Origin of the sequence: Sorangium sp. So ce726 (assembly GCF_051521405.1) — a bacterium.
Classification (GTDB): Bacteria; Myxococcota_A; Polyangia; order Polyangiales; family Polyangiaceae; genus Sorangium.
Map to the genome: position 1 here is coordinate 1,233,730 of NZ_CP150349.1, position 20,020 is coordinate 1,253,749.

General features: G+C 70.3%; 16 protein-coding genes. 5 read left to right on the forward strand and 11 right to left on the reverse strand.

Translation table 11 applies throughout. The features are described 5' to 3' along the window. Positions 1-125: 125 nt before the first annotated feature. Together WME79_RS04545 and WME79_RS04550 are read right to left on the reverse strand one after the other, a co-directional pair. Complete coding sequence (locus WME79_RS04545; RefSeq protein WP_012233514.1) at positions 126-425, reverse strand: STAS domain-containing protein; 300 nt, start codon at positions 423-425, stop codon at positions 126-128. After that, positions 422-1,009 (reverse strand): ATP-binding protein, encoded by a 588-nt coding sequence (locus WME79_RS04550; RefSeq protein WP_437532370.1) that lies wholly within the window; start codon positions 1,007-1,009, stop codon positions 422-424. Before WME79_RS04550 ends, WME79_RS04545 begins: the two co-directional genes overlap by 4 nt. Before the next feature lie 65 nt (positions 1,010-1,074). Here WME79_RS04550 and WME79_RS04555 point away from each other — a divergent pair, with 65 nt between their 5' ends. After that, the gene (locus WME79_RS04555; RefSeq protein WP_437532372.1) at positions 1,075-1,806 is read left to right on the forward strand and encodes a sugar transferase; all 732 of its coding nucleotides are present in this window, start codon (positions 1,075-1,077) and stop codon (positions 1,804-1,806) included. A 216-nt stretch (positions 1,807-2,022) separates the two neighbouring features. Here the strand turns inward: WME79_RS04555 and WME79_RS04560 are convergent, their stop codons facing one another. From WME79_RS04560 to WME79_RS04585, 6 genes are all read right to left on the reverse strand, one after another. Beyond that, positions 2,023-3,405: an O-antigen ligase family protein gene (locus WME79_RS04560; RefSeq protein ID WP_437532375.1), complete on the reverse strand. Its 1,383-nt coding sequence runs from the start codon at positions 3,403-3,405 to the stop codon at positions 2,023-2,025. A gap of 116 nt (positions 3,406-3,521) precedes the next feature. After that, positions 3,522-4,487, reverse strand: a complete 966-nt coding sequence (locus tag WME79_RS04565; RefSeq protein WP_437532377.1) for a hypothetical protein — start codon at positions 4,485-4,487, stop codon at positions 3,522-3,524. A 142-nt stretch (positions 4,488-4,629) separates the two neighbouring features. Then, complete coding sequence (locus tag WME79_RS04570) at positions 4,630-7,095, reverse strand: hypothetical protein (RefSeq protein WP_437532380.1); 2,466 nt, start codon at positions 7,093-7,095, stop codon at positions 4,630-4,632. Then, positions 7,092-8,102, reverse strand: a complete 1,011-nt coding sequence (locus tag WME79_RS04575; RefSeq protein ID WP_437532383.1) for an NAD-dependent epimerase/dehydratase family protein — start codon at positions 8,100-8,102, stop codon at positions 7,092-7,094. Before WME79_RS04575 ends, WME79_RS04570 begins: the two co-directional genes overlap by 4 nt. Continuing rightward, on the reverse strand, positions 8,099-9,187 hold the full coding sequence (locus WME79_RS04580) for a Gfo/Idh/MocA family protein (RefSeq protein ID WP_437532385.1): 1,089 nt from the start codon (positions 9,185-9,187) through the stop codon (positions 8,099-8,101). The genes WME79_RS04575 and WME79_RS04580 overlap by 4 nt, the downstream gene beginning before the upstream one ends. Further along, positions 9,184-9,486, reverse strand: a complete 303-nt coding sequence (locus WME79_RS04585) for a hypothetical protein (protein WP_437532388.1) — start codon at positions 9,484-9,486, stop codon at positions 9,184-9,186. The genes WME79_RS04580 and WME79_RS04585 overlap by 4 nt, the downstream gene beginning before the upstream one ends. On the opposite strand from WME79_RS04585, the gene WME79_RS04590 reads away from it, so the two are divergent. Next, positions 9,469-10,704 (forward strand): glycosyltransferase, encoded by a 1,236-nt coding sequence (locus tag WME79_RS04590; RefSeq protein WP_437532391.1) that lies wholly within the window; start codon positions 9,469-9,471, stop codon positions 10,702-10,704. The two genes, WME79_RS04585 and WME79_RS04590, sit on opposite strands and share 18 nt — an antisense overlap. 154 nt (positions 10,705-10,858) lie before the next feature. Continuing rightward, positions 10,859-11,236 carry an STAS/SEC14 domain-containing protein gene (locus tag WME79_RS04595; protein WP_437532393.1) on the forward strand — a complete coding sequence of 126 codons (378 nt, stop codon included), beginning with the start codon at positions 10,859-10,861 and terminating at the stop codon, positions 11,234-11,236. Positions 11,237-11,426: 190 nt separating this feature from the next. On the opposite strand, the gene WME79_RS04600 is transcribed toward WME79_RS04595, so the two are convergent. Further along, positions 11,427-12,629 carry a P1 family peptidase gene (locus WME79_RS04600; protein WP_437532396.1) on the reverse strand — a complete coding sequence of 401 codons (1,203 nt, stop codon included), beginning with the start codon at positions 12,627-12,629 and terminating at the stop codon, positions 11,427-11,429. Further along, on the reverse strand, positions 12,626-14,920 hold the full coding sequence (locus tag WME79_RS04605; protein ID WP_437532399.1) for a D-alanine--D-alanine ligase family protein: 2,295 nt from the start codon (positions 14,918-14,920) through the stop codon (positions 12,626-12,628). The genes WME79_RS04600 and WME79_RS04605 overlap by 4 nt, the downstream gene beginning before the upstream one ends. A gap of 180 nt (positions 14,921-15,100) precedes the next feature. On the opposite strand from WME79_RS04605, the gene WME79_RS04610 reads away from it, so the two are divergent. Then, on the forward strand, positions 15,101-17,563 hold the full coding sequence (locus tag WME79_RS04610) for an ATP-dependent helicase (RefSeq protein ID WP_437532402.1): 2,463 nt from the start codon (positions 15,101-15,103) through the stop codon (positions 17,561-17,563). A 180-nt stretch (positions 17,564-17,743) separates the two neighbouring features. Here WME79_RS04610 and WME79_RS04615 read toward each other — a convergent pair whose 3' ends face one another. Next, on the reverse strand, positions 17,744-18,604 hold the full coding sequence (locus tag WME79_RS04615; RefSeq protein WP_437532405.1) for an MBL fold metallo-hydrolase: 861 nt from the start codon (positions 18,602-18,604) through the stop codon (positions 17,744-17,746). Positions 18,605-18,747: 143 nt separating this feature from the next. Between WME79_RS04615 and WME79_RS04620 the strand changes: the two genes are divergently transcribed. Then, positions 18,748-19,971, forward strand: a complete 1,224-nt coding sequence (locus WME79_RS04620; RefSeq protein WP_437532408.1) for an MFS transporter — start codon at positions 18,748-18,750, stop codon at positions 19,969-19,971. Positions 19,972-20,020: the final 49 nt, after the last annotated feature.

The window sequence follows — 20,020 nt, forward strand, 5'->3', positions numbered from 1 at the left end:
CCGCTCCGCAACGTCCGCGTGACACCTGCCGCGCGGCGCTGCCACCGCAGCCGTTGTCGACGGGTAGGCCGGGGGGCCGGGGGGCCGGGGGGCCGGGGTGGCGGCGCGCGCGCCGCCACCGAGCATCACGTGGGGAACACCCGATCGAGGCGCAGCAGGCGGAAGATCGCGCGCGGCTGATCCCTCAGCCCGACGATGCGCACCTGGCCGCCGTTGGCCCGTACCCGCTTGAACAGCGAGACGATGACGCCGACGCCTGAGCTGTCGATCAGCCGGAGGGACGAGAGCTCGAGCGTGATGTTCTGCCGGTTCTCGGCCACCAGCTCGTCCACCAATGTCCTGAACTCCGGTGCGGTCACTGCGTCGAGGGTCCCCTCGAACTGCACGACCGTCTCACTGCCGTTATCGGTCCGCGTATAGCTCATTGGATTTTGATTCCCCCTGCGGCGCGGGTCGCGCCCGAACGGGAGACGCTCCGCATTCGAAAACTGCTCGTCCGATGCCCTGTCGCCCCGGCGAACTCGGCGTCGGAATGCTCTTGTTCGCTGCTGCCTTCACCCCCGTCACCGGCAATACACGAGCTGCCCTCCCTCCGCTTCACCAGACGAAGGACATTCGGGCTGCCGGGACAGTAGTCGACCTCATCCATGAACGACTTGATGATGAAGAGCCCCATCCCAGACTCGGGGAGGTCGTCGATGGGAGGGTTGTCGATGGCCGCGGGATCGAAGCTGCAACCCGTGTCCATCAAGCGGATGATAATGCCGTCCGCGTCGGATTCGATCTCGATGTCGACGTCACCCGGCGGGCCAGCGCGGTATCCGTGAATCGCGATGTTGTTGAACGCCTCGCCGAACGCCGAGACGGTCTGGTCCTCGAAATCCTCCTGGGTGAGGCCGGGCGACCCGCCCTCGACCCTCCCAGGCGCGGCCATCTTGCATGCGGCCGCCACCACGCGGAGGGCGAGGTGGCGATAGGTCAACGAACCTGGTACGCGGAGTCGGATCACGCCCAAACCTCCATCCGAGCTTGTACCCTACCACGTTCTCGACTATGGGAGCCACAAGGTAAACAGTGACACCTGGCGTTCGTGTAGCGAAACGTGCGATCGACATCGCGGGCTCGCTCGTGGGTCTCACGCTGACCCTCCCGCTCTACCCTCTCATCGGCGCGGCTATCTACATCGAGTCGCCCGGGCCGATCTTCTACATGCAGCGCCGTGCCGGGATGCTCATCGGCACGGAAGTGCGGGACGGCGTGGCCTACCCGCGTTTCGTCGAATTCCACATGCGCAAATTTCGTTCCATGCGCGTGGATGCCGAGAAGTTGACGGGGGCCGTGCTCGCCCAGCAGGACGACCCGCGCATCACCCGGGTCGGCCGCTTCCTGCGCAAGACGCGCCTCGATGAGATCCCGCAGTTCTGGAGCGTGCTCATGGGCGACATGAGCATCGTGGGGCCGCGCCCCGAGCGCCCCGAGCTGCTCGTCAACCTCGCGCTCGCCATTCCCTTCTTCGAGGAGCGGATGCGCGACATCAAGCCGGGCATCACGGGGCTCGCGCAGGTGTCGCTCGGGTATACCGGTCGCGCTCCGGCGGAGAGCGAGGTCGCCGCGTTCGAGGCGACGCTGACGAACCCGTTCGGCCTCGAGGAGGCGGAGGGGGCCGAGGCCGACGACATGCGGATGAAGCTGCTCTTCGATCTCGCGTACGCCGCGTCGCTCGAGAAGCTCACGACATTCCTGCAGATGGAGCTCTCGATCATCGTGAAGACGCCGCTCGTGATGGTCCTCGGCCTCGGGCGCTGAGCCCGGGCGCCCTGCGCTCCAGCGCCAGACGTCCTGCGCCGTCCGCCCACGCGTCCCAGATGGCCGGCGCGGCGCTCAGCCTCACACCCCAGCCACTGGCGCCCGCCCTCGCGTCCTGGACGCCATAGCGCGGCGCCCTCCCTCGCCCCCCGACGCCGGCGCGCTCGAGCGCCAGACGGCTCTTTCACGCGCATCCCGCGCGGAGGCGCGACAGCGTCAGTGGCCCTTTGACTTCGTGTACAGGGTCAGCGCGACCACCAGGCCGATGTTGGCCAGGATGAGCCGGTACACATCGCGCTTCTCGAGCTTGATCGAGAAAGAGGGATCGACGTTCTTGACGGCGCAATAAAACGCGCCCGCGAGGCCGAAGTAGATCCACAGCACGTAGTGGTAGGTGAACGAGAGGAAGAAGATCCCCACCATCATCCCGCAGAACCCGGCGAGCATCCCCATGGCCCAGGCCCGGATCGACGCGAACTGCGCGCCGTGCTCGTAGCGGTTGAGCGCTACCAGCGAGATCTTGAGCGTGAGGTAGATCATCGCCGTCCAAGCGAACATCCCGATCGGGCCGAGCTCCGCGAGCGCGAGCAGGTACGCGTTGTGCGCCGTGAGCCAGTGGTGCTCCGTGAACTGGCGGAAGCCCGCGCCCATCAGCGGGAACATGCGGTAAATCTTCAGGCCCTCGGCCAGGATCTCCGTGCGCTCGCCCGCCGACTCGTCCGCCTCGTCGCCGCCGCGGCCGCCGAGCATCATGAGCGGCGCCGCGCAGATCGCGCCGAAGATCGCGCCGCGGACGCCGTACTTCTTGACGAAGTAGACGCCCAGCACCGTCGCGAAGACGAGCTGGCCGCCCCGGGACTGCGTGAGGATGATCGCGGTCGCGATCACGAGGAGCGACGCGAAGACCAGGAGCGCGCGCAGGAAGGAGCGCTTCTGCTCGAACATCGCGAAGCTGAACGGCAGCACGATGCCCGACGTGAGCGCGAGCTCGTTCGGATCCTGGAGCACGCCGCGCCAGCGAACGCGGCCGTTGATCGTCGACGTCTTGAAGAGGCCGACGCGCTCGCACAGGTACTCGACCTCGGGATCGGCGCCCGGCCCCTCGCGGCAGTCCACGCGGAGCTCACAGGACCGGCCGTCAGGGATGCCCGACTCGCCGCGCGAGCCTCCGATGGTCTGGGAGACCGCCAGGCACTGAGACGGGGAGAACCCCTGGTGCACAGCGACGCCCGCCACGAAGAGGCCCATGACGAGCACCGTGGAGGCGAGCTTCTGGAAACCCTTGAAGCCGTCGGTGCTGTGCCCGATCAGGAAGAAGAGCACGAACGTCACGCTGATCGAGACGAAGCCCTCGGAGAACTCGGCAGGGTTCCGGAAGCCCAGCGTGAGCACGCACCAGACGTAGACGACGATGGCCCACCGGAGCTGCGGGGTCGCCTTCAGCCTGATCTTGCCCATGGCGAGATCGAGGCCCATGCCCATGAAGGCGAGGCCGAGCCAGAGGTACAGGAACGGCAGGCTCTCGAAGCGCTCGTCCCACTCCTGAGGCCTGCCGTAGATGAAGACGATGAGAAGGATGACCCCGGGGAGCGCGAGCATGTCGAGGGTCCTCGGCGAAGACGCCGTTCGGGTGGTGGGGGACGTTCCGGAGGATCGCGGCTCGCGTCAAGCGACTTGCGCTCGCTCCCTCCGGCGTGGTTGCCAGGCCCTCGAGGCTACGTGCTGAGGCCCACGCGGCGCACGGCCTGGTTCAGGAACGGGACGAACTCATCCGCGGCCCTCGCGTTGCCCGCGCTCGAGGGGTGGTTGTCGGTGTTCCCCTCCGAGCCGTGCAGGGAGAAGTTGGACTCGCCCTTGTTCGTGAGCACGTCGTAGTAGTCGAAGACGACGACGTTCTTCTCCGGATAGCCGCTGAGCCAGCCGTCGGGCGACTTGACCCAGTTGTTGAACGAGCGGGCGAGATCCGCCTGGCGCTGCGCGATCTCGGCGTCGGAGGGCTTCCCGAGGAGCCGCTTCGCGGTCCACTTCCAGGCGGGCTCCTTCGAGCGTTTGAGGATGTTGGCGGGGGCGGTGATGTAGACGAACAGCGTGTCCTTCCGCTTCGCGAGGTCGGGCAGGATGGACGTCAGCGTGGCCTTCGCGTTCCAGACGGTGAGCTCCGGGCCGGCCGGGTTGCCGGGGGCGGAGCCCTCGCCGACGAAGCGGTTGTTGGGATAACAGGACTTGAAGACGACGATCCGGTTCACCACGCCGTCCGGGTGCATCTGGTCGTTCAGCGCGACCCGGAGCACCTTGTCCATCTTGTCGCGGAACTTGGGCGCCCAGTCGAAGAGGTCGGTGTTCTCGCCGATCTCGCTGCCGTAGGAGGCCTCGTGGACGCGGTAGCCCTGCTCCGTGAGCTTCTTCTTGAGCCCGCCTCCGTTCGGGTGCGCCTCGTAGACGCACGACGCCTTCTCCTTCTCGGCGCCCGTCTCCGTGAGGAGCTGGCCGCCGCACGAGTGATGGATGAACAGGAGATCCAGCGGGGTATCGGGCCGGGTGCTCGCGAAGCCCGACAGATCGAGCGAGCCGGCCTTCGCGATGGGGCCGGTCGCGGCCGGCGCCGTGCCCTCGATGGGGATGAACAGGGCGCCCAGCGCGACGAGGAATGCGCCGGCAGAGACGAGTCGCTTCTTGCTCATGGCATCTCCGTACAGGACGTGGGCAAGGAGGATGGATTATTGCAGCGCGCCACGCCGAGGACAAGCGGGCGCGGACGGCGTCATCGTTGCGTTTGGCGCTTGCCGTTTGGCGTTTGCCCGTTTGCCGTTTGCGACACGGCGCTCAGAAGGTGAGGACACCGCCCTCGTCGGCCTTGGCGGCCGAGCCGGCGCGGATCGTGATCTCGTCGCCGCCGCCCGCGGGCTTCCTGATCACGTCGTAGGATGCGCCGGGGGAGAGCCCTGTGACGACGTGCTTCGCCACGCCAGGGAGCGTGGTGAACTGCACCTCGGACACAGCGCCCAGATCGACAGGGAACAGGACCAGGGTGCCCTTGACCGCCGCGCCAGCGAACGGCGTCCCGCGCTTCGTGCGCACGAGCGTCACCGGATCCGCCGTCGCGTTGCCGGCCGCTCCCTGGAGCACGTGCAGGAAGCGCGTGTCCTTCGGCATCGGGGCCGGCGGCTCGACCCGCAGGGTCGCGAGCATCGACTCGTTCTCGGCCGGCTTGGTGTCCCAGGTGCCCGTCGGCTTGTACGGCTCGGCCACCACGACGGCGCTCTCCGGCAGGAGCGTGGTCACGAAGAGCTTCTGCCCCTTCGCGGTCGTGGCCGTCGCGAGCTTCCCTGCGACCTGCGCGGCGCTCGGCGTTTGCACGAAGAAGCGCTTGAAGCGCCCGTCCTTGCCCGTGGCGGCGCGGTCGTAGAGGACGAGGTGGTCCGGCTTGAGCCACACGAGCGCGCGGCTGACGTGCGTGACGTCGCGGATGTTCTCGTACTCGGAGTTGTAGAGCGGGGTCGCGTCGCCGAGGACGTAGACGTAGTCCTGCGTGAAGCTCTTCGCGAGCACCCTGGGATCGCCCGTGTGCACGAGCGGCCACTGGGACCCGCGCCGCCAGAGCTCGCCGCGGTTCGGGTCGTCGTGGCGGCGGTTCTTGTCGTTCTCGACCGCGAGGGTGTTGTGCTGCTCGGAGTTCCCCATGAAGGAGCCGTACCCGACGCGCTCCTTCGTGAGCCACTCGCCGCCGCGGTAGAAGCCGAAGCTGAGGCCGTCGCCGTGCTGGTGGTCGATCTGCTCCCAGCCGAGCTGGAACTGGAGCCACGTGGCCTCGGGCCCCCAGCTCGTCCTCGCGAAGACCTGGCCGAGGCCGGGGCCGTAGTGCGTGAGCGGGATGGAGGGGCGCGGGTCGGTCGGGGTGACCGCCGGGTCGAGCAGGAGGAAGTACAGGATCGAGTGGCGCTTGTGGGTCTGGCCGAGCTGCGAGCGGGCGCGCCGCGCGAGGGCGGCGGCGCCGCCCGGGCCGGCGTGGATGGCCATCCAGCGGAGCGCGTTCAGGCGCTCGGCGTTGCCGCTGTTCTCGGCGTGGAGGCCGAGCGCCGCGAACGGGTCGATGTGATCGGTGTACTCGTAGCGCTCCCCGTCGCCCGTCCACGCGGCCTCGTGGGTCGGCCCGAGCCGGCCCGCCGGCGTGGCGGGGCTCAGGCTGTGGAGGTGGGCAGGGATGAACTCGTGCCAGAACGGGTTGCCGTCGAGGTGCACCTGCGGGCCCCACTTCGCCGGATCGGCCTCGCCGGCCGTCTGGATGGCGAGCAGCGTCTCGCTCACGTAGGCCAGCGTCGCGGGGCCGTACTGGAAGCCCTCCGGCGGCGCGCCGCCGCGCGCGTCGTTCCGCAGGACGCTGTCGGTCATGTAGAGCCACGCCCCGGTGACGTTGGCGAAGTAGTCCCTGAGCCGCGGGTAGGTGCCGCTCGGCTTCGGATCCGGCGGATCGTCGGCCTCGTCGAACGCGAGCGACAGGAGCGTCAGGTTGCGCATGTGCGACGTGAAGTAGTTGTTCACGGCGTACCTGCGCTTCCTCGGCTCCTTCAGCATCGCCGGGTCGTTCAGCTTGCCCACGGGCTCGGGGTGATCGTGGCTCGTCGTCGACGACTTCAGCTGATCCTCGGCCCAGCGGAGGAAGACGGGCCGTATCGCCGCCTTGTCCTGGGCCGAGAGGTACCCGTAGATCCAGTCGACCGTGAGGCCGAACGACTCGCCGGCCCAGCGGGCGCGGTCGCCGGTCGAGAACCTGCGGACGAAGGGATCCTGCGCATCCCCCTTGTTCACGCGATCGACGATGTAGAGGAGGATCTTGCGCGCGCGGGCGCCGTAGTCGTTGCGGGCCGCCTCGTCGCTCGAGATGAGCGACATGAAGGCGAACAGCTCTGCGTGCGCCTCGCAGTAGATGCGGTCGTGGGTGCAGTCGCCCTCGGAGGGGATGTTGCCCTTGTCCATCGCCGCCGCGGCCTCGGCCGTCACGGCGGCGAGCTCCTTGAACAGGGGGTTCGCCTGCGTGGCGCGCGCCCGGAGCTTCGGCAGATCGGCCGCGCGCACCCAGAGCCGCGGGTGCCCCTTGGTCGGCGTGGCCGGCGGCGCGGGCGGCCCCTCGAAGCGCGGCGCTGCGACCGCGAGGGCCGCGGTGGCGGACTGGGTGCCCTCGCCGCTGTGGACCGCCGGCGGCCCCGGGGTCTGCCGCCGCTCGCAGCCGGCGAGGAGACCCGCGAGGCCGAGCGCCAGCCCGAGCGACGCGAGCGGCCGCGAGCCTGTCATGTCGCGCGTTCCTTGAGGTACGTGAACGTCCGCTGGATGCCCTCCTCCGTGGAGACCAGCTGCTTCCACCCGAGCGCCTTCAGCTTCGTGTTGTCGAACCGGTTCCCCTTCCACGAGGTCGCGCTCTTGTAGGGCGTGAAGATGGCCGGCAGCTGCCCCTTCGAGTAGGCGTGGTAGCGCTCGACGAGCTTCGATATCCCGGCGAGGGCGAAGTAGGGCACCGTGAGCGAGCGGATCGGCTTCACCTCGCGCTTGTAGCGGGCGAGGTAGACGTCGGCGGTGGGCAGGTCGTCGTCGTGGACGTTGTAGACCTGCCCCCGCGCGACGTCGCTCCGGCCGGCGACGGCGATCGCCTCCGCGCAGTTGTCGACGTACGAGAGCGGGAGGATGTTGCGGCCGCCGAGGTGGAGGAACACGCCGAAGAGGCTCATCCCGACGCGGCTGGAGAAGGCGTTGCCGCCGGGGCCGTAGATGACGCCGGGGCGGAGCACCGTCAGCGGGAAGCCGTAGCGCGCCTGGTACTCCCAGAAGAGCTTCTCCTGCCGGAGCTTCGCCTGCGAGTAGAGATCGCGCTGCGCGGGCCGCGTCTCCAGGGGCGTGTTCTCGTCGACGATGTACCCCCGCGGGAGGTCGGCGACGCCGTACACGCCGAAGGAGCTGACAAGGACGACGCGCGGCGATCGGCCGGTGTGGACGAGCGCCTCGAGCAGGTTCTTCGAGGCGACGACGGTGCTCAGGAACATGTCCGCGGGCGCGCCGCCCATGGCCGCGGCCACGTGGTAGACGACGTCCACGCCCTCGACCGCGCGCTCTGCAGCCTCCTTCGTGGCGAGGGAGCCCACCGCGACCTCGAGGGGGACGCCCTGCCGCTTCTCGATCTCTTCGAGCCGCGAGCGGTTGCTCGCGGGGCGGACGAGGCAGCGGAGGTCGGTCTCGCCGTGGGCGAGCAGCCGGTCGACGAGGGCCGATCCAAGGAAGCCGTTCGAGCCGGTGACAAGGACTTTCATGTGCGCGCCTTCTCCTGCGGGACCTGCCGGAAGATCTCATCCATCATCGACGCGACCCGGATCATGTCCCGGTACGAGATGGGCAGCTCCGCGCCCCGCGTGATGCTGTCGTAGAAGAGGCCGATCAGGCGGTTCAGCCCCGAGAAGAAGTGGAAGTCGCTGCGGGCGAACCGCACCACGTTCTTGCCGCCCTCGCGGAGGTACGAGAGGGCCTGATCGAAGGCCGGCACGACGCGCCCGATGGCGCTCGGGAGCTTCGGCGACGCGTCGAGGGTGACCGTGCGGCTCGTGAAGTCGACGTGGAGCGTGTTCTTCGTGCCGTAGACGCGGAGGAAGTGCCCGGGCGGCCGCGCGTGCGACGAGAAGGTCCCGTAGGCGCTGACGCGCGCGCCCTGCACCGTGACGCGGAGCTCGTCGAGCATGTCGTCGCGCGAGTCGCCGAACCGCTTCTCCCGGAGCGCGTAGGCGGTCGCGGTGACCTTCGGCTGCTCGTCGTCCACGAACTCGACGATCTTGTTCAGCAGGTGATCGACGTTGTTGTGGAACAGCTTGCCCGGGAGGCGATGGACCCAGTGCGAGCCGTCGCCGAGGAGCGCCGTGCCGAAGGGGCCGGCGAGGTTGTAGCCGAAGCAGCTCTCCACGTGGACGGGATCGCCGATCACGCCGTCGCCGACGAGCCTGCGCATCTCGACGGCCGGGGGATCGAACTGGTACTCCCAGCCGATGGTCATCTTCTTCCCGGCGGCGGTGCAGAGCTCGATGAGGCGCCGCACGTCCGCGAGGTTCAGCGCAATCGGCTTCTCCACGTAGACGTGGGCGCCCGCCTCGATGGCTCGCCGGGCGAGGAACAGGTGCGACTGCGGAGGGGTGGTGATGTGGACGACGTCGGGCTTCTCGACGTCGAGCAACCGGTCGAACGAGTCGTAGTGGCTCGGGATGCCGTAGCGCACCGCGATCTGCTCGGCCATCAGGAGCTCCAGGTCGCATACGGCGACGACCCGAGCCCGCTCCGGCATCTTCTGGATCTCTTCTATGTGGCCGTCGGCGATCTTGCCGCAGCCGACGATCGCGATTTTGAGGGTCATGCGGCGGCGGAGCGTACCGCAACGTGGCAGCCGAGAGCTAGGCTCTCGGCCGGCCCGCCGATCCGCGTGGATGCCGCGGCCCGCGCGTGGGCGACATGCAGGGCGCGGCGTCCACGCTGACCGGCGAGCGTCCACGTTGAGCGCCGCGCGGCGTTCGGGTCCACGTCGAGCGCCGCGCGCGGCTCGGAGGTGATGTCGCGCGTGGAGGAGCTTGATGACGGTCGCGGCGGCCTCGGGTAGGCTGCGCGGCGCAGCATAAAGAAGGGTGGTGATTCGTGCGCGTGCTCCATGTTCTTCATACGTCGCTGCCTGTCATTGCGGGATACACGATCCGCAGCGACTACATCATCAAGCATCAGGCCGAGCACGGGATGCGGCCGGCGGTGGTGACGTCGGCGCAGCAGGGGTCCGGGGATGCGCTGAAGGATGAAATCGGCGGCCTCTCGTACTGGCGGACGCGCGAGCCTACCGGCAAGAAGCTGCCGCTGGTCAGAGAGCTCCAGCTCGTGCGGGCGCTGGAGGCGCGCGTCGAGGACGCGATCCGGGAGTTCCAGCCCGATCTCGTGCACGCGCACTCGCCGATGCTCGTCGGGCTGCCGGCGCTCGCGGCGGCGCGCCGCTTCGGGCTGCCGCTCGTCTACGAGGTGCGCGACCTCTGGGAGAACGCCTCCGTCGATCGGGGCAAATTCAAAGAGGACTCGGCGCCTTACAAGATCGCGGCCGGCCTCGAGACGATCGTCTACAAGTACGCTGACGCGACGGTGACGATCTGCGACGCCCTGAAGAACGCTGTCGCGCCGCGGGTGCGCAGCAGGGACGCGCTCCACGTCGTGGGCAACGGCGTCGACTCGGACAAGTTCGCGCCGCGGGAGGCCCCGCCCGGCGCCTGGGAGCGCTTCGGGCTCGCCGGGAAGAAGCTCATCGGCTACGTCGGCACCTTCCAGCCGTACGAGGGGCTCCAGACGCTCATCGCGGCGATCGGCGACATCGCGCGGGAGATCCCGGACGCGCACGTCGTGATCACCGGGGCCGGCGGCCAGGAGATGGAGCTCAAGGCGTTCGCCCGCGAGCGAGGGGTGGAGTCCAAGGTGACCTTCACCGGGCGGGTGCCGCACGACGAGGTGTTCAACATCTACGCGATGGCGAGCCTGCTCGTGTATCCCCGCATCCGGACCCGGACGACCGAGCTCACGACCCCGCTGAAGCCGCTCGAGGCGATGTCCATGGCCCGGCCCGTGATGGTGAGCGACGTCGCGGCCATGGGGGAGCTCGTCCACTATGGGGAGACCGGGTTCGTCTTCAAGGCGGGCGACAGCGCCGACCTCACGAGGCGGTGTGTGGAGGCCCTCAAGGACCCGGCGCGCCTCGAGCAGGTCGGCAAGAACGCGCGGGCGTGGATCCTCAAGGAGCGGCAGTGGCCCTCGCTGCTCTCGCGGTACGAGACCATCTACGAGCAGGCGATCGCCGTGCGGCGCGGACGGGGCAAGTCGCGCGTCGGCGAGCCGCGCGCGGCGTGAAGGGGCGGCGACCCCAGCCCGAGCTTCCCACGGCCGACGGCCAGCATCGCTGCCGCGTGAGCGTCGCGATCCCTAGGCTCGTCCTTGCGCAATCCGGAGTATGATTACGCGGCCCCATCCCGCCCCTTCGGGAACTGGCAGGAGGTCTCTCAACGTGTTCGAGATCAAAGTCGACCGGAACACCGCCATGGTGGATTTCGTTCTCGAGGGGCGTGTCCGCCTCGAGGAGATGGAGAACTTCGTCCTCGAGCTGAGGAAGGCGTGCGAGAGCCTCCAGGGCTTGGCGATCAAGATCAAGGCCGATGTCCGCGGGTTCAGGCCGATGGCCCCCGATGTGGCGGAGAAGATCCGCGCCGTCCAGGAGTTCGGTCTGGAGCTCGGGGTGATGCGGGTCGCCGAGATCATCGAGAGCGACATCGTCGCGCTCCAGCTGAACCGCGTGGCGCGCGAGAGCGGCACGGACAAGGTCCTCCGGCGGTTCTGGGACGAGGACGCAGCCCACGAGTGGCTGCTCCACGGTGATCCGGAGTGAGCGGCGGGCACCCGCTTCGGATACGGGCCCATCTCGACGTTTTCGGTGCTCAGCGCACCGGAGTGCGCTTCCGCGCCGAAAACGCCGATCTGGGCCCGTCTCCTGTGCGGGTGACCGCCGCTCGGCGGGGGGGCGCCGGAGAGGGGGCCCGGCGCTCTGCGGGGTGTGGACAGAGGGGCGGGGGGCCGCGCTAGCAGAGCGGAGGCGGATCGGAGGGGTGCGGGGGCCGGTACTGCTTCAGGATCTCGGCCACGGCGTCGAGCGGTAGGGCCGGCGCGTGGTGGCCGCTGTGGCCGGTCATGTCGACGCCGCCGAACATCGCGTTGAGGATCGCCTCCTCGACGACGTCGACGGTGGCCTCGTAGAGCGCGTCGACCTCGGTGTCGAGGACGAGCTCGGCCATATGCCGGCCCGGCGCGAGGGGGTGCACGCTGAGCGAGCGGCTCGACCGGGGGGCGCTCCACTGCTCGGTGGGGACGCGAGGCACACGGTTCGCGGTGCTCCAGGCGAGGACGATCTCGCCCGAGTTGTTGGCCGCATACCCGCCGGTCCGGCCGATCGCGAGCGCGGCGCGCCGCGCGAGGCGCGCGAGCTGGCGATGGATGAGCGGGGCGTCGGTGGCGACGAGCACGATGATCGAGCCGGCCGGGCCCCGCCGCGGGACGTGGTTGAAGCGGTCGCTGATGAGCCGCCCGACCGGGACCCCATCGACGCGGAGCAGCTCGCGATCGCCGAAGTTTGACAGCACGAGCGCCCCCACGAGGGCGTCGACCCCGCCGACGGGGACCGACCGGCTCGAGGTGCCGATCCCTCCCGCGAAGTGGAACGTCTGCATGCCCGTGCCGGCGCCGACGCACCCCTCGGCCACGGCGCCAGCATGGGCGTTGTCGATCGCCTCGTCGACGTCGGCCTGCGTCACGTGGCGCCCCACGGCGTCGTTGAGGAAGCTGTCGTCGCACTCGGCGACGACGGGGATCACGACGTCGTAGTCCTTGCCGATCTTGGGGTGCTTGCGCGAGAGCCACGCGACGCTCGCGTCGAGGACGCGGCCGACGCAGAGCGTGCTGCAGAGCAGGATCGGCGTCTCGCAGAGGCCCCACTCGTTGATCTGCGAGAGGCCCGTCACCTCGCCTGCGCCGTTGAGCACGTAGCTCGCGGTGAACACCCGATCCAGGAAGACGTCGCCGTCGGCCGGGACGACCGCGGTGACGCCCGTGCGCACCGGGCCGAGGCCGGCGACGAGCTCGCCTTCGCCCTCGATCTTGGTCACGTGGTGGACGCGCACCCCGGCGACGTCCGTGATCGCGTTCTCCGGACCGGTCGGAAAGCGGCCGATCGCGATGCCGAGATCGCGCAGCCGAGGGCGCCTGAGCGGGGCCGAGGGCGCGCTCATGGGCCGGCGACCTCGCCATTCGCGACGGAGACCGTGTCGGAGAGGGGCGCGGCCTCCACCGGGAGCGGCGTGGGCTCGGCGAGCGCAGGGCCGGGCGCGGCCAGCAGGCCCGGGTCGGCGGCCGGAGAGGCGAGCGCCGCGCTCGCGGAGGGCACGGAGGCGCCCGTCGCAGGCGCCGCCGCGGTGAACGCGGCCCGCGGCGCCGCGGCGCGGGCGTCGCGGTAGCGCTTGAGGCAGCCGGCCAGGATCTCGCCGATCAGCGTCCGGTAATCCATCCCCGCCACCTTCGCGATCACGCAGAGATCGCTGAAGTCGGGCGTCAGGCCGGGCAGCGGGTTGATCTCGATGACGTACACCCTGCCGTCCTTCGTCATGCGCAGATCGACCCGGGCGACGTCGCGGCACCCGAGGGCCGCGAACGTGTCGCGCACGACCTTCTCGACGCGGCGGAGCTCCGACGGCGTGAGCTGCGCAGGGCACTCGAAGCGCACGCGCGGCGTGTCCGATTGCTTCTCGTCGTAGCCGTAGACGGGGTAGGTGGGCGGGTCGACGAAGACGACCTCCATCGGCGGCAGCACCTTCGGCCGCCGCTCCCCGAGCAGGCCCACGGTGAACTCGCGGCCCGTGATGTACTCCTCGATGAGGGCCGGCTGGTGGTAGCGATCGACCAGCTGCTTCGCCGCGGCGCGCGCGGCGGCCTCGTCCTTGACGACGGACGCGGAGGTGATCCCCTTGGAGGTCCCCTCGGCGTTGGGCTTCACGATCACCGGGTAGCGGAACGGCTTGAGCTTCTCGCGCCCGGTCGTGACCACCTGCCACTCGGCCGTCTCGATGCCGGCGGCCCGCAGGATCTGCTTCGTGAGGCCCTTGTCGAGGGCGAGCGAGAGCGTGGTCGCGTCCGAGCCGCTGTAGGGGATGCCGAGCAGCTCGCAGAGCGCCGGCACCTGCGCCTCGCGGCCGCGGCCGCGGAGCCCCTCGGCGATGTTGAAGACGACGTCGACCCCGGACGCCGCGAGCGCGCGCGGCAGGTCCGGGGTCGCCTCGAGCGGGACCACGGTGTGGCCGTAGCTCTCGATGGCGCTCGCGATCGCCTGGATCGTGCGCGGCGAGTCGAACTCGGCCTCCAGGTCGTGCATCGTGCCGGGGCCCGCCTTGTCGGCCGCGGCGGTGTCGCTCCGCTTCATGTTGTAGGTGAACCCGACGCGGAGCGCGGTGCGCTTCGCCCGGCGCGGCTGGTTGCTCTCCAGGAGCGGCAGGAGCCCCCGCCGCTTGCAGGCGCTCCTCACGATGGCCCGGATCACGCCGTCGAAGTCGACGCCGCGCTGCGCCGCCGCGACGAAGACGCTGGCGCCCGGCTGGAGGGTGGGCAGCCCGTCGACCTCGAGGAAGTGGACGTCGTGGCCCTGGCCGCGCGAGGGGGACGGCGTGACCCGGAACTCGCAGCGGGCGTGATCCTTGAGGTCCAGGGCGCGCACGATGCGCGCCGTGAGCGACCGGATGCGCTCGATCGTGGCCGCGGGCAGCTGCGCGGGCCGGCGCGTGACCTGCTCGGGCTTCGCGTGCTTCAGGTTGAAGTCGTACACGTTGTAGCTGCCCGGCACCTCGGGATCGATCACGAACTCGATCGGGGTGAGGACGCCCTCGGGGATGCCGGTGCCGCTCGAGCGCGCGCCGTTCGTCTCCTTGAGTCCGTCGACGAAGGCGCACGCGACGTCGATGCCGGCGATGTAGTGCTCGACGAGCAGGCCCGCGTCGAAGCGCGCGAGCTGCCGCTCGACGACCTCGGCGAGGTGGTGCGCGTCCTCGCAGACGCTCCACTCCCGGAAGATGCCCTTGGAGGAGCCCTCGAAATTCGGCTTCACGATGACGGGGAAGCTCACGTCGTCGAGCGCGCCGCTCTCCAGGGTGGTCCGGTTGACGAGGCGGGCGCGCGGGGTGGCGACGCCGTAGCTCGCGAGGACGCGCTTCGTGAGCGACTTGTCGAGCGCGACGTTCAGCGTGTAGGCGTCGGAGCCGGTGTACGGGATGCCGAGCTCGTCGAAGAGCGACGGGTAGAACGCCTCGCGCGTCTTGCCCTTGTGGCCCTCGGCCGTGTTGAAGATGAGGTCCGGCTGGAGCGCCTCGAGCCGGGCGAGGACCCGGGAGGCCGGGCCGCTGACCTCGATCCGCTCCACCTCGTGCCCGGCTCGCTCGAGCGCGCCGGCGATGGCGGCGATCGTCTCCGGGCTGTCGAACTCGGCTTCCTCGGCGGAGCTCGTGATCTTCAGGTTGTGCGTCAGCGCGATGCGCATGGTCTCTCCTGTGCCGGTCGTCCGGGCCGCTGCTCCCCCGGTGCTCTGCCGGAGGCGCACGGACGTGCGAGATTACGGCCAGCGGGCGTGATTTGCCGGGGAAAAAGCAGGAGAGCGCCGCTGGGTTCTCCGGGGCTCGGCGGGCTCCCGCTCGCGCGGAGGTCGTGCTAGCGACCCCGTGTGGATCGTTTCGCCGCACACGACGCCGACCGCTCTCCGCCGCCCGAGCCTGGCCTGCCTTACGAGGAGCTGAACGAGCCGCAGGCGCGCGCGGCCAGCCACGCGGCGGGGCCGCTCCTCATCTTCGCCGGCGCGGGGAGCGGCAAGACCCGCGTCATCGTGTACCGGATCGCGAACCTCATCGTCACGCACCGTGTCCCGCCCTACCGGATCCTGGCGGTGACGTTCACGAACAAGGCGGCGACCGAGATGAAGCGCCGGCTGGAGGGGCTCATCGGGGCCGACATCGTGAAGGACCTCTGGGTGGGCACGTTCCACGCGGTATGCGCGCGCCTGTTGCGCCGGCACCACGAGGCGGCCGGGCTCGACAAGAACTTCGTCATTTACGACGACGACGATCAGCGGGCGGTCATGAACCGCGTGTTGAAGGAGCTCAACCTCGACGATCGGCGCTATCCGCCCCGCCAGGTGCTCTCGCGCATCCACGCGGAGAAGCAGGAGGGGCGGGGGCCCGCCGAGTTCGAGCGGAAGGGTTACTTCGACGACGCGATCGCGCGGTGCTTCGAGGCGTACGAGCGGCACCTCAAGGCGGCGAGCGCGGTGGACTTCGACGACCTGCTGCTCGCCGTGCTGCGCATCGCGGAGGACCCGACGAGCTACGCCGGTGAGGATCTCCGGGGGCGCTTCCGCCACGTGCTCGTGGACGAGTTCCAGGACGTGAACCAGGTGCAGTACCGGCTCGTCCGGGCGTTCTGCAAGAGCCACGACAACCTCTGCGTGGTCGGCGACGACGACCAGAGCATCTACCGCTGGCGCGGCGCGGACGTCCGGATCGTCCGCGGCTTCCGGCGCGATTTTCCGCACGCGACGGTGGTGAAGCTCGAGCAGAACTACCGCTCGATCGGGCACGTCGTTCGGGGCGCGCTCGGCGTGATCCGCCACGCGTCGGATCGCGAGCCGAAGGAGCTCTGGACGGCGAACCAGGACGGCACGCCGATCGACGTGGTGGCGGCGGACAGCGAGCACGACGAGGCAGCGTGGGTGGTCGAGTGCGTCCGCGAGCTCATCGCGGAGGGCGTTTCGCCGAACGAGATCGCGGTCTTCTACCGGATCCACGCGCAGTCGCGCGTGCTCGAGGAGGTGCTGCGCGAGGCGCGCATCCCGTACCAGATCATCGGGGGCACGCGCTTCTTCGAGCGGGCGGAGGTGAAGAACCTGCTCTCGTACCTTCGCGTGATCGCGAACCCCAAGAGCGACGTGGATCTCAACCGCATCATCAACGTGCCCGCCCGCAAGATCGGCCAGAGCACGGTCGACAAGCTCATCCAGGCGGCGGACCTGCTGGGCATGTCGCTGTTCGAGGCGATCGATCCGCTCCTGGAGGGGCGGGTGCCGCCGTCGGCGATGCCGGGGGGCCAGCTGCCGCCGCTCGCGCCGGCGGCGAAGCGGAGCCTGCTCGGCTTCCGCGACCTGATCCTCGGGCTCATGACCGAGGCGAAGAGCGCGTCGCCGAGCGCGCTGGCGGAGGAGGTGCTCGCGCGGTCGGGCTACGCCAAGGCGCTCGAGCAGGAGGAGAGCGTCGAGTCGGAGGCGCGGCTCCAGAACTTGCGCGAGCTCGTGCAGTCGCTCGTCGACTACGAGCAGGAGGCGACCGCCGCGGGCGACGAGGCCACGCTCGCGGGCTACCTCGAGCGGGTGAGCCTGGTGTCGGACGTCGACGCGCTCGCGGACGTGCCCAAGGTGGCGATGATGACGATCCACGCCGCGAAGGGGCTGGAGTTCCACGCGGTGTTCCTGACGGGCATGGAGGAGGACCTGTTCCCGTTCCGGAGCCAGGATCCGAACCGCAAGGGCGACATCGAGGAGGAGCGCCGGCTGGCCTACGTCGCGATCACGCGGGCGCGCCAGCGGCTCTGGATCACGCACGCGGCGCGGCGCGCGATCTTCGGCCAGACGCGGTACGGCCTGCCGAGCCGCTTCCTCGCGGATCTGCCGCCGGCCTCGGTGCGCGGGATCGCGACGCCCGCCAGCATGATGGCGCAGCGCCGGGTCGAGGGCGGCTTCGGCGGGGGCGGCGGGTACGCCGCGTCCGGGCTCCGGTTCGGTGGCCCGGAGCGCTCGTGGGAGGGCCGCGAGCGGAGGCCCGGGGCGCAGGGTGAAGAGCGGTTCGCAGGGGCGCGGTTCTCGCGGGAGGGCGAGCCGGCGAGGGGGGTGACGGCGCGTGGCATGGACGTCCCCGATCGGGCGCCGGGCGAGCGGTATGTCGAGCGGGAGGCGGTCGACGCGGGCGCCGAGGGCGGCGAGGGGCTCGCGTTGCGGCGCGGGATGCGGGTGTACCACGAGCGGTTCGGGCCGGGCGTGGTCGAGAGCGTGGATCCTGGGGCGGATCCGATCGCGACCGTGAAGTTCTCCGGGTGGGGGAAGAAGCGGATCAAGGTGGCGTTCCTGCGCGCCGGGCCGTGAGAAGGGCGGGGAGCCGGTAGCGCGTCGGCCAGGGACGATTCCGGCTGCGCGACGCACGTAACGGAGGTCGGGTGAGCGCCGGAACCTCGCCTCGACCATCGAATGAACGGTTGTCCGGACAGCTCCCCTCCACGCTGGTACAGAGTCTCCGCGGACGGCGAGGAAATAGCGAGTCTCGACCTAGATCCACACCTCGCCCAGCAGCGGCAGCACACCCAATCTCACGTCGCGCGACGCCCGGCCGAGGCGCTCTGCCAGGCGCTCTCCCTGCATCGCGGGGAGCGCGACGGCGGGGCGATCAAGGGGCAGAAAGAAATTGTCCCAGTGGGAGAAGAGCACCGCGCGCGGCGACAGGGCGCGCGCGACGCGCTCGGGGAAATCGCTCGAGGCAGTCCAGCCGGCCACGCAGAGCAGGAGCAGGTCGGGCTCCCTGCAATCGAGCCCCGCCTCGACGAGCTCCGCGCTGCCCAGGTGGACGATGCGCCGGTCCGCGACCCGGATCTCCACCGCAAAGACGGCGCCGCACCGGTAACGCTCGGCCCGGAGCGGGACCTGGTCGCAATCGGAGATGTCGCCGGGGAAGGGGACCCGGCCGAGCAGCAGGCGGGAGTGAGCGCTCGGGAAGAAGCGCAGCTGGAACGGGCCGACCTCGGCGACCACGGGCTCGCCGCCCGGCGCGCGCTCGACGTCGCGCACGCGCGCCGCGGGGACGCCGGCAGCGCGGCAGAGCGCCACCGCGGAGCGTGAGCCGAAGACCGTGGCCCCGGTGCGGAGCGCGATCTCCGGGATGTCGAGCGCGTGATCGAAATGGGTGTGGCCCGCGATGACGGCGTCGGCGCGCGGCGCGTGGCGCGCGATCGCGGCCACGTCGGGGACGAGCCGGCCGACCACGCAACGGAGGAGCGAAGCGCGCGTGAGATAGGGATCGATGAGCACCACCGCGCCGGCGTGCTCGATCGCGAACCCCGCCGTGCCCAGCCACCGCACCCGGACCGCGCCCGCCGGCGCGAGCGATCGCGGAGAGAACGTGTCGGCGATCATCGGCGCGGGCTCATCCGGCCGGCAGACGGCGTGAGTCGGTGCGGCGTGCTCATCGAGATCGGGATCGAATCGAGGTCGAATCGTACGCCAGTGTCCGTGTTTGGGGCGACCGATGCTCGTCCGCTCGGTTACGATTGTCGGTCGTGGCAGACCGAACGCGCGCCGGCACGATAGCCGCCCTCGCCGCGCTGTACTTCGCACAGGGGATTCCGTTCGGCTTCCAGGCGACGGCGCTCCCCGTCTTCCTGCGGGCGAGCGGCGTCTCGCTCTCCGGCGTGGGCTTCGCCGGCGCGCTCGCGCTCCCGTGGGCGGCGAAGGCGCTCTGGGCGCCGCTCGTCGACCGCTACGGCTGGGAGCGGATCGGCAGGCGCCGCTCGTGGATCCTGCCGCTCGGGGTGCTGCTCTCGCTCACGTGCGCGGCCGCCGCGTTCGTCCCGCCGTCGCGCCACCTCGGCGCCCTGCTCGCGCTGGTCTTCCTGATGAACCTGCTCGCGGCCACCCAGGACATCGCGGTCGACGGGCTCGCGATCGACCTGCTCGGGCGCGGCGAGCTCGGCCTGGCGAACGCCGCGCAGGTGGTCGGCTACAAGGTCGGCATGCTCGTCGCCGGCGGGCTGCTCGTCTGGGCGAGCGCCTGGATCGGCTGGAGCGGTCAGTTCGGGGCGATGGCCGCGCTCGTCTTCCTCTCGGCGCTGGCCTCGCTCGCGCTGCGCGAGCCTCCCGCGAGCGAGGGCGAGGCGCACGCGCGCCGGTCGCTCCGCGAGGTGCTCGCGACGGTCCTCGCCGCCCTGCGGGCGCCCGGCGCGCTCTGGGTCGTCGCCTTCCTCGGGACCTACAAGCTCGGCGAGGCGATGGTCGACATGATGTTCAAGCCGTTCCTCGTCGACGCCGGCTTCCCGCCGCACCAGATCGGCCTCTGGGTGGGCACATACGGCCTCGTCGCGTCGATCGCCGGCTCGCTCGCGGGAGGCCTCCTGTCGCACCGGATCCCGCTGCTCGCCGCCGTCGGGGTGACGTCGGCGCTGCGCACCGTCGCGATGGCGGGCGAGTGGTACCTCGCCGCGGCGGGGGCGCCCACCGCGGCGGCCGTCGTCGCGGTCACCGTGGCCGAGCACCTCTTCGGCGGCGCCCTCACGACAGCGGTGTTCGCTTTCATGATGTCGCGTGTCCGGCGATCGGTCGGCGCGACGCACTACACGCTGCTCGCCAGCGTGGAGGTGCTCGGCAAATCGCCCGCGGTGTGGCTCTCGGGCGCCGTCGCCCAGCGGCTCGGCTATGCAGGCCTGTTCGCCCTGGGGACCGTGATCTCGGTTGTGTTTCTCGGGTTGCTCCTGCCGCTGCGGGAGCGGAGGACGGGCGAAGCGTGAGGGCCATCGTCCCGCGCGCGCGTGCGCGCTCTCGCCCTGCAGCCTGGCC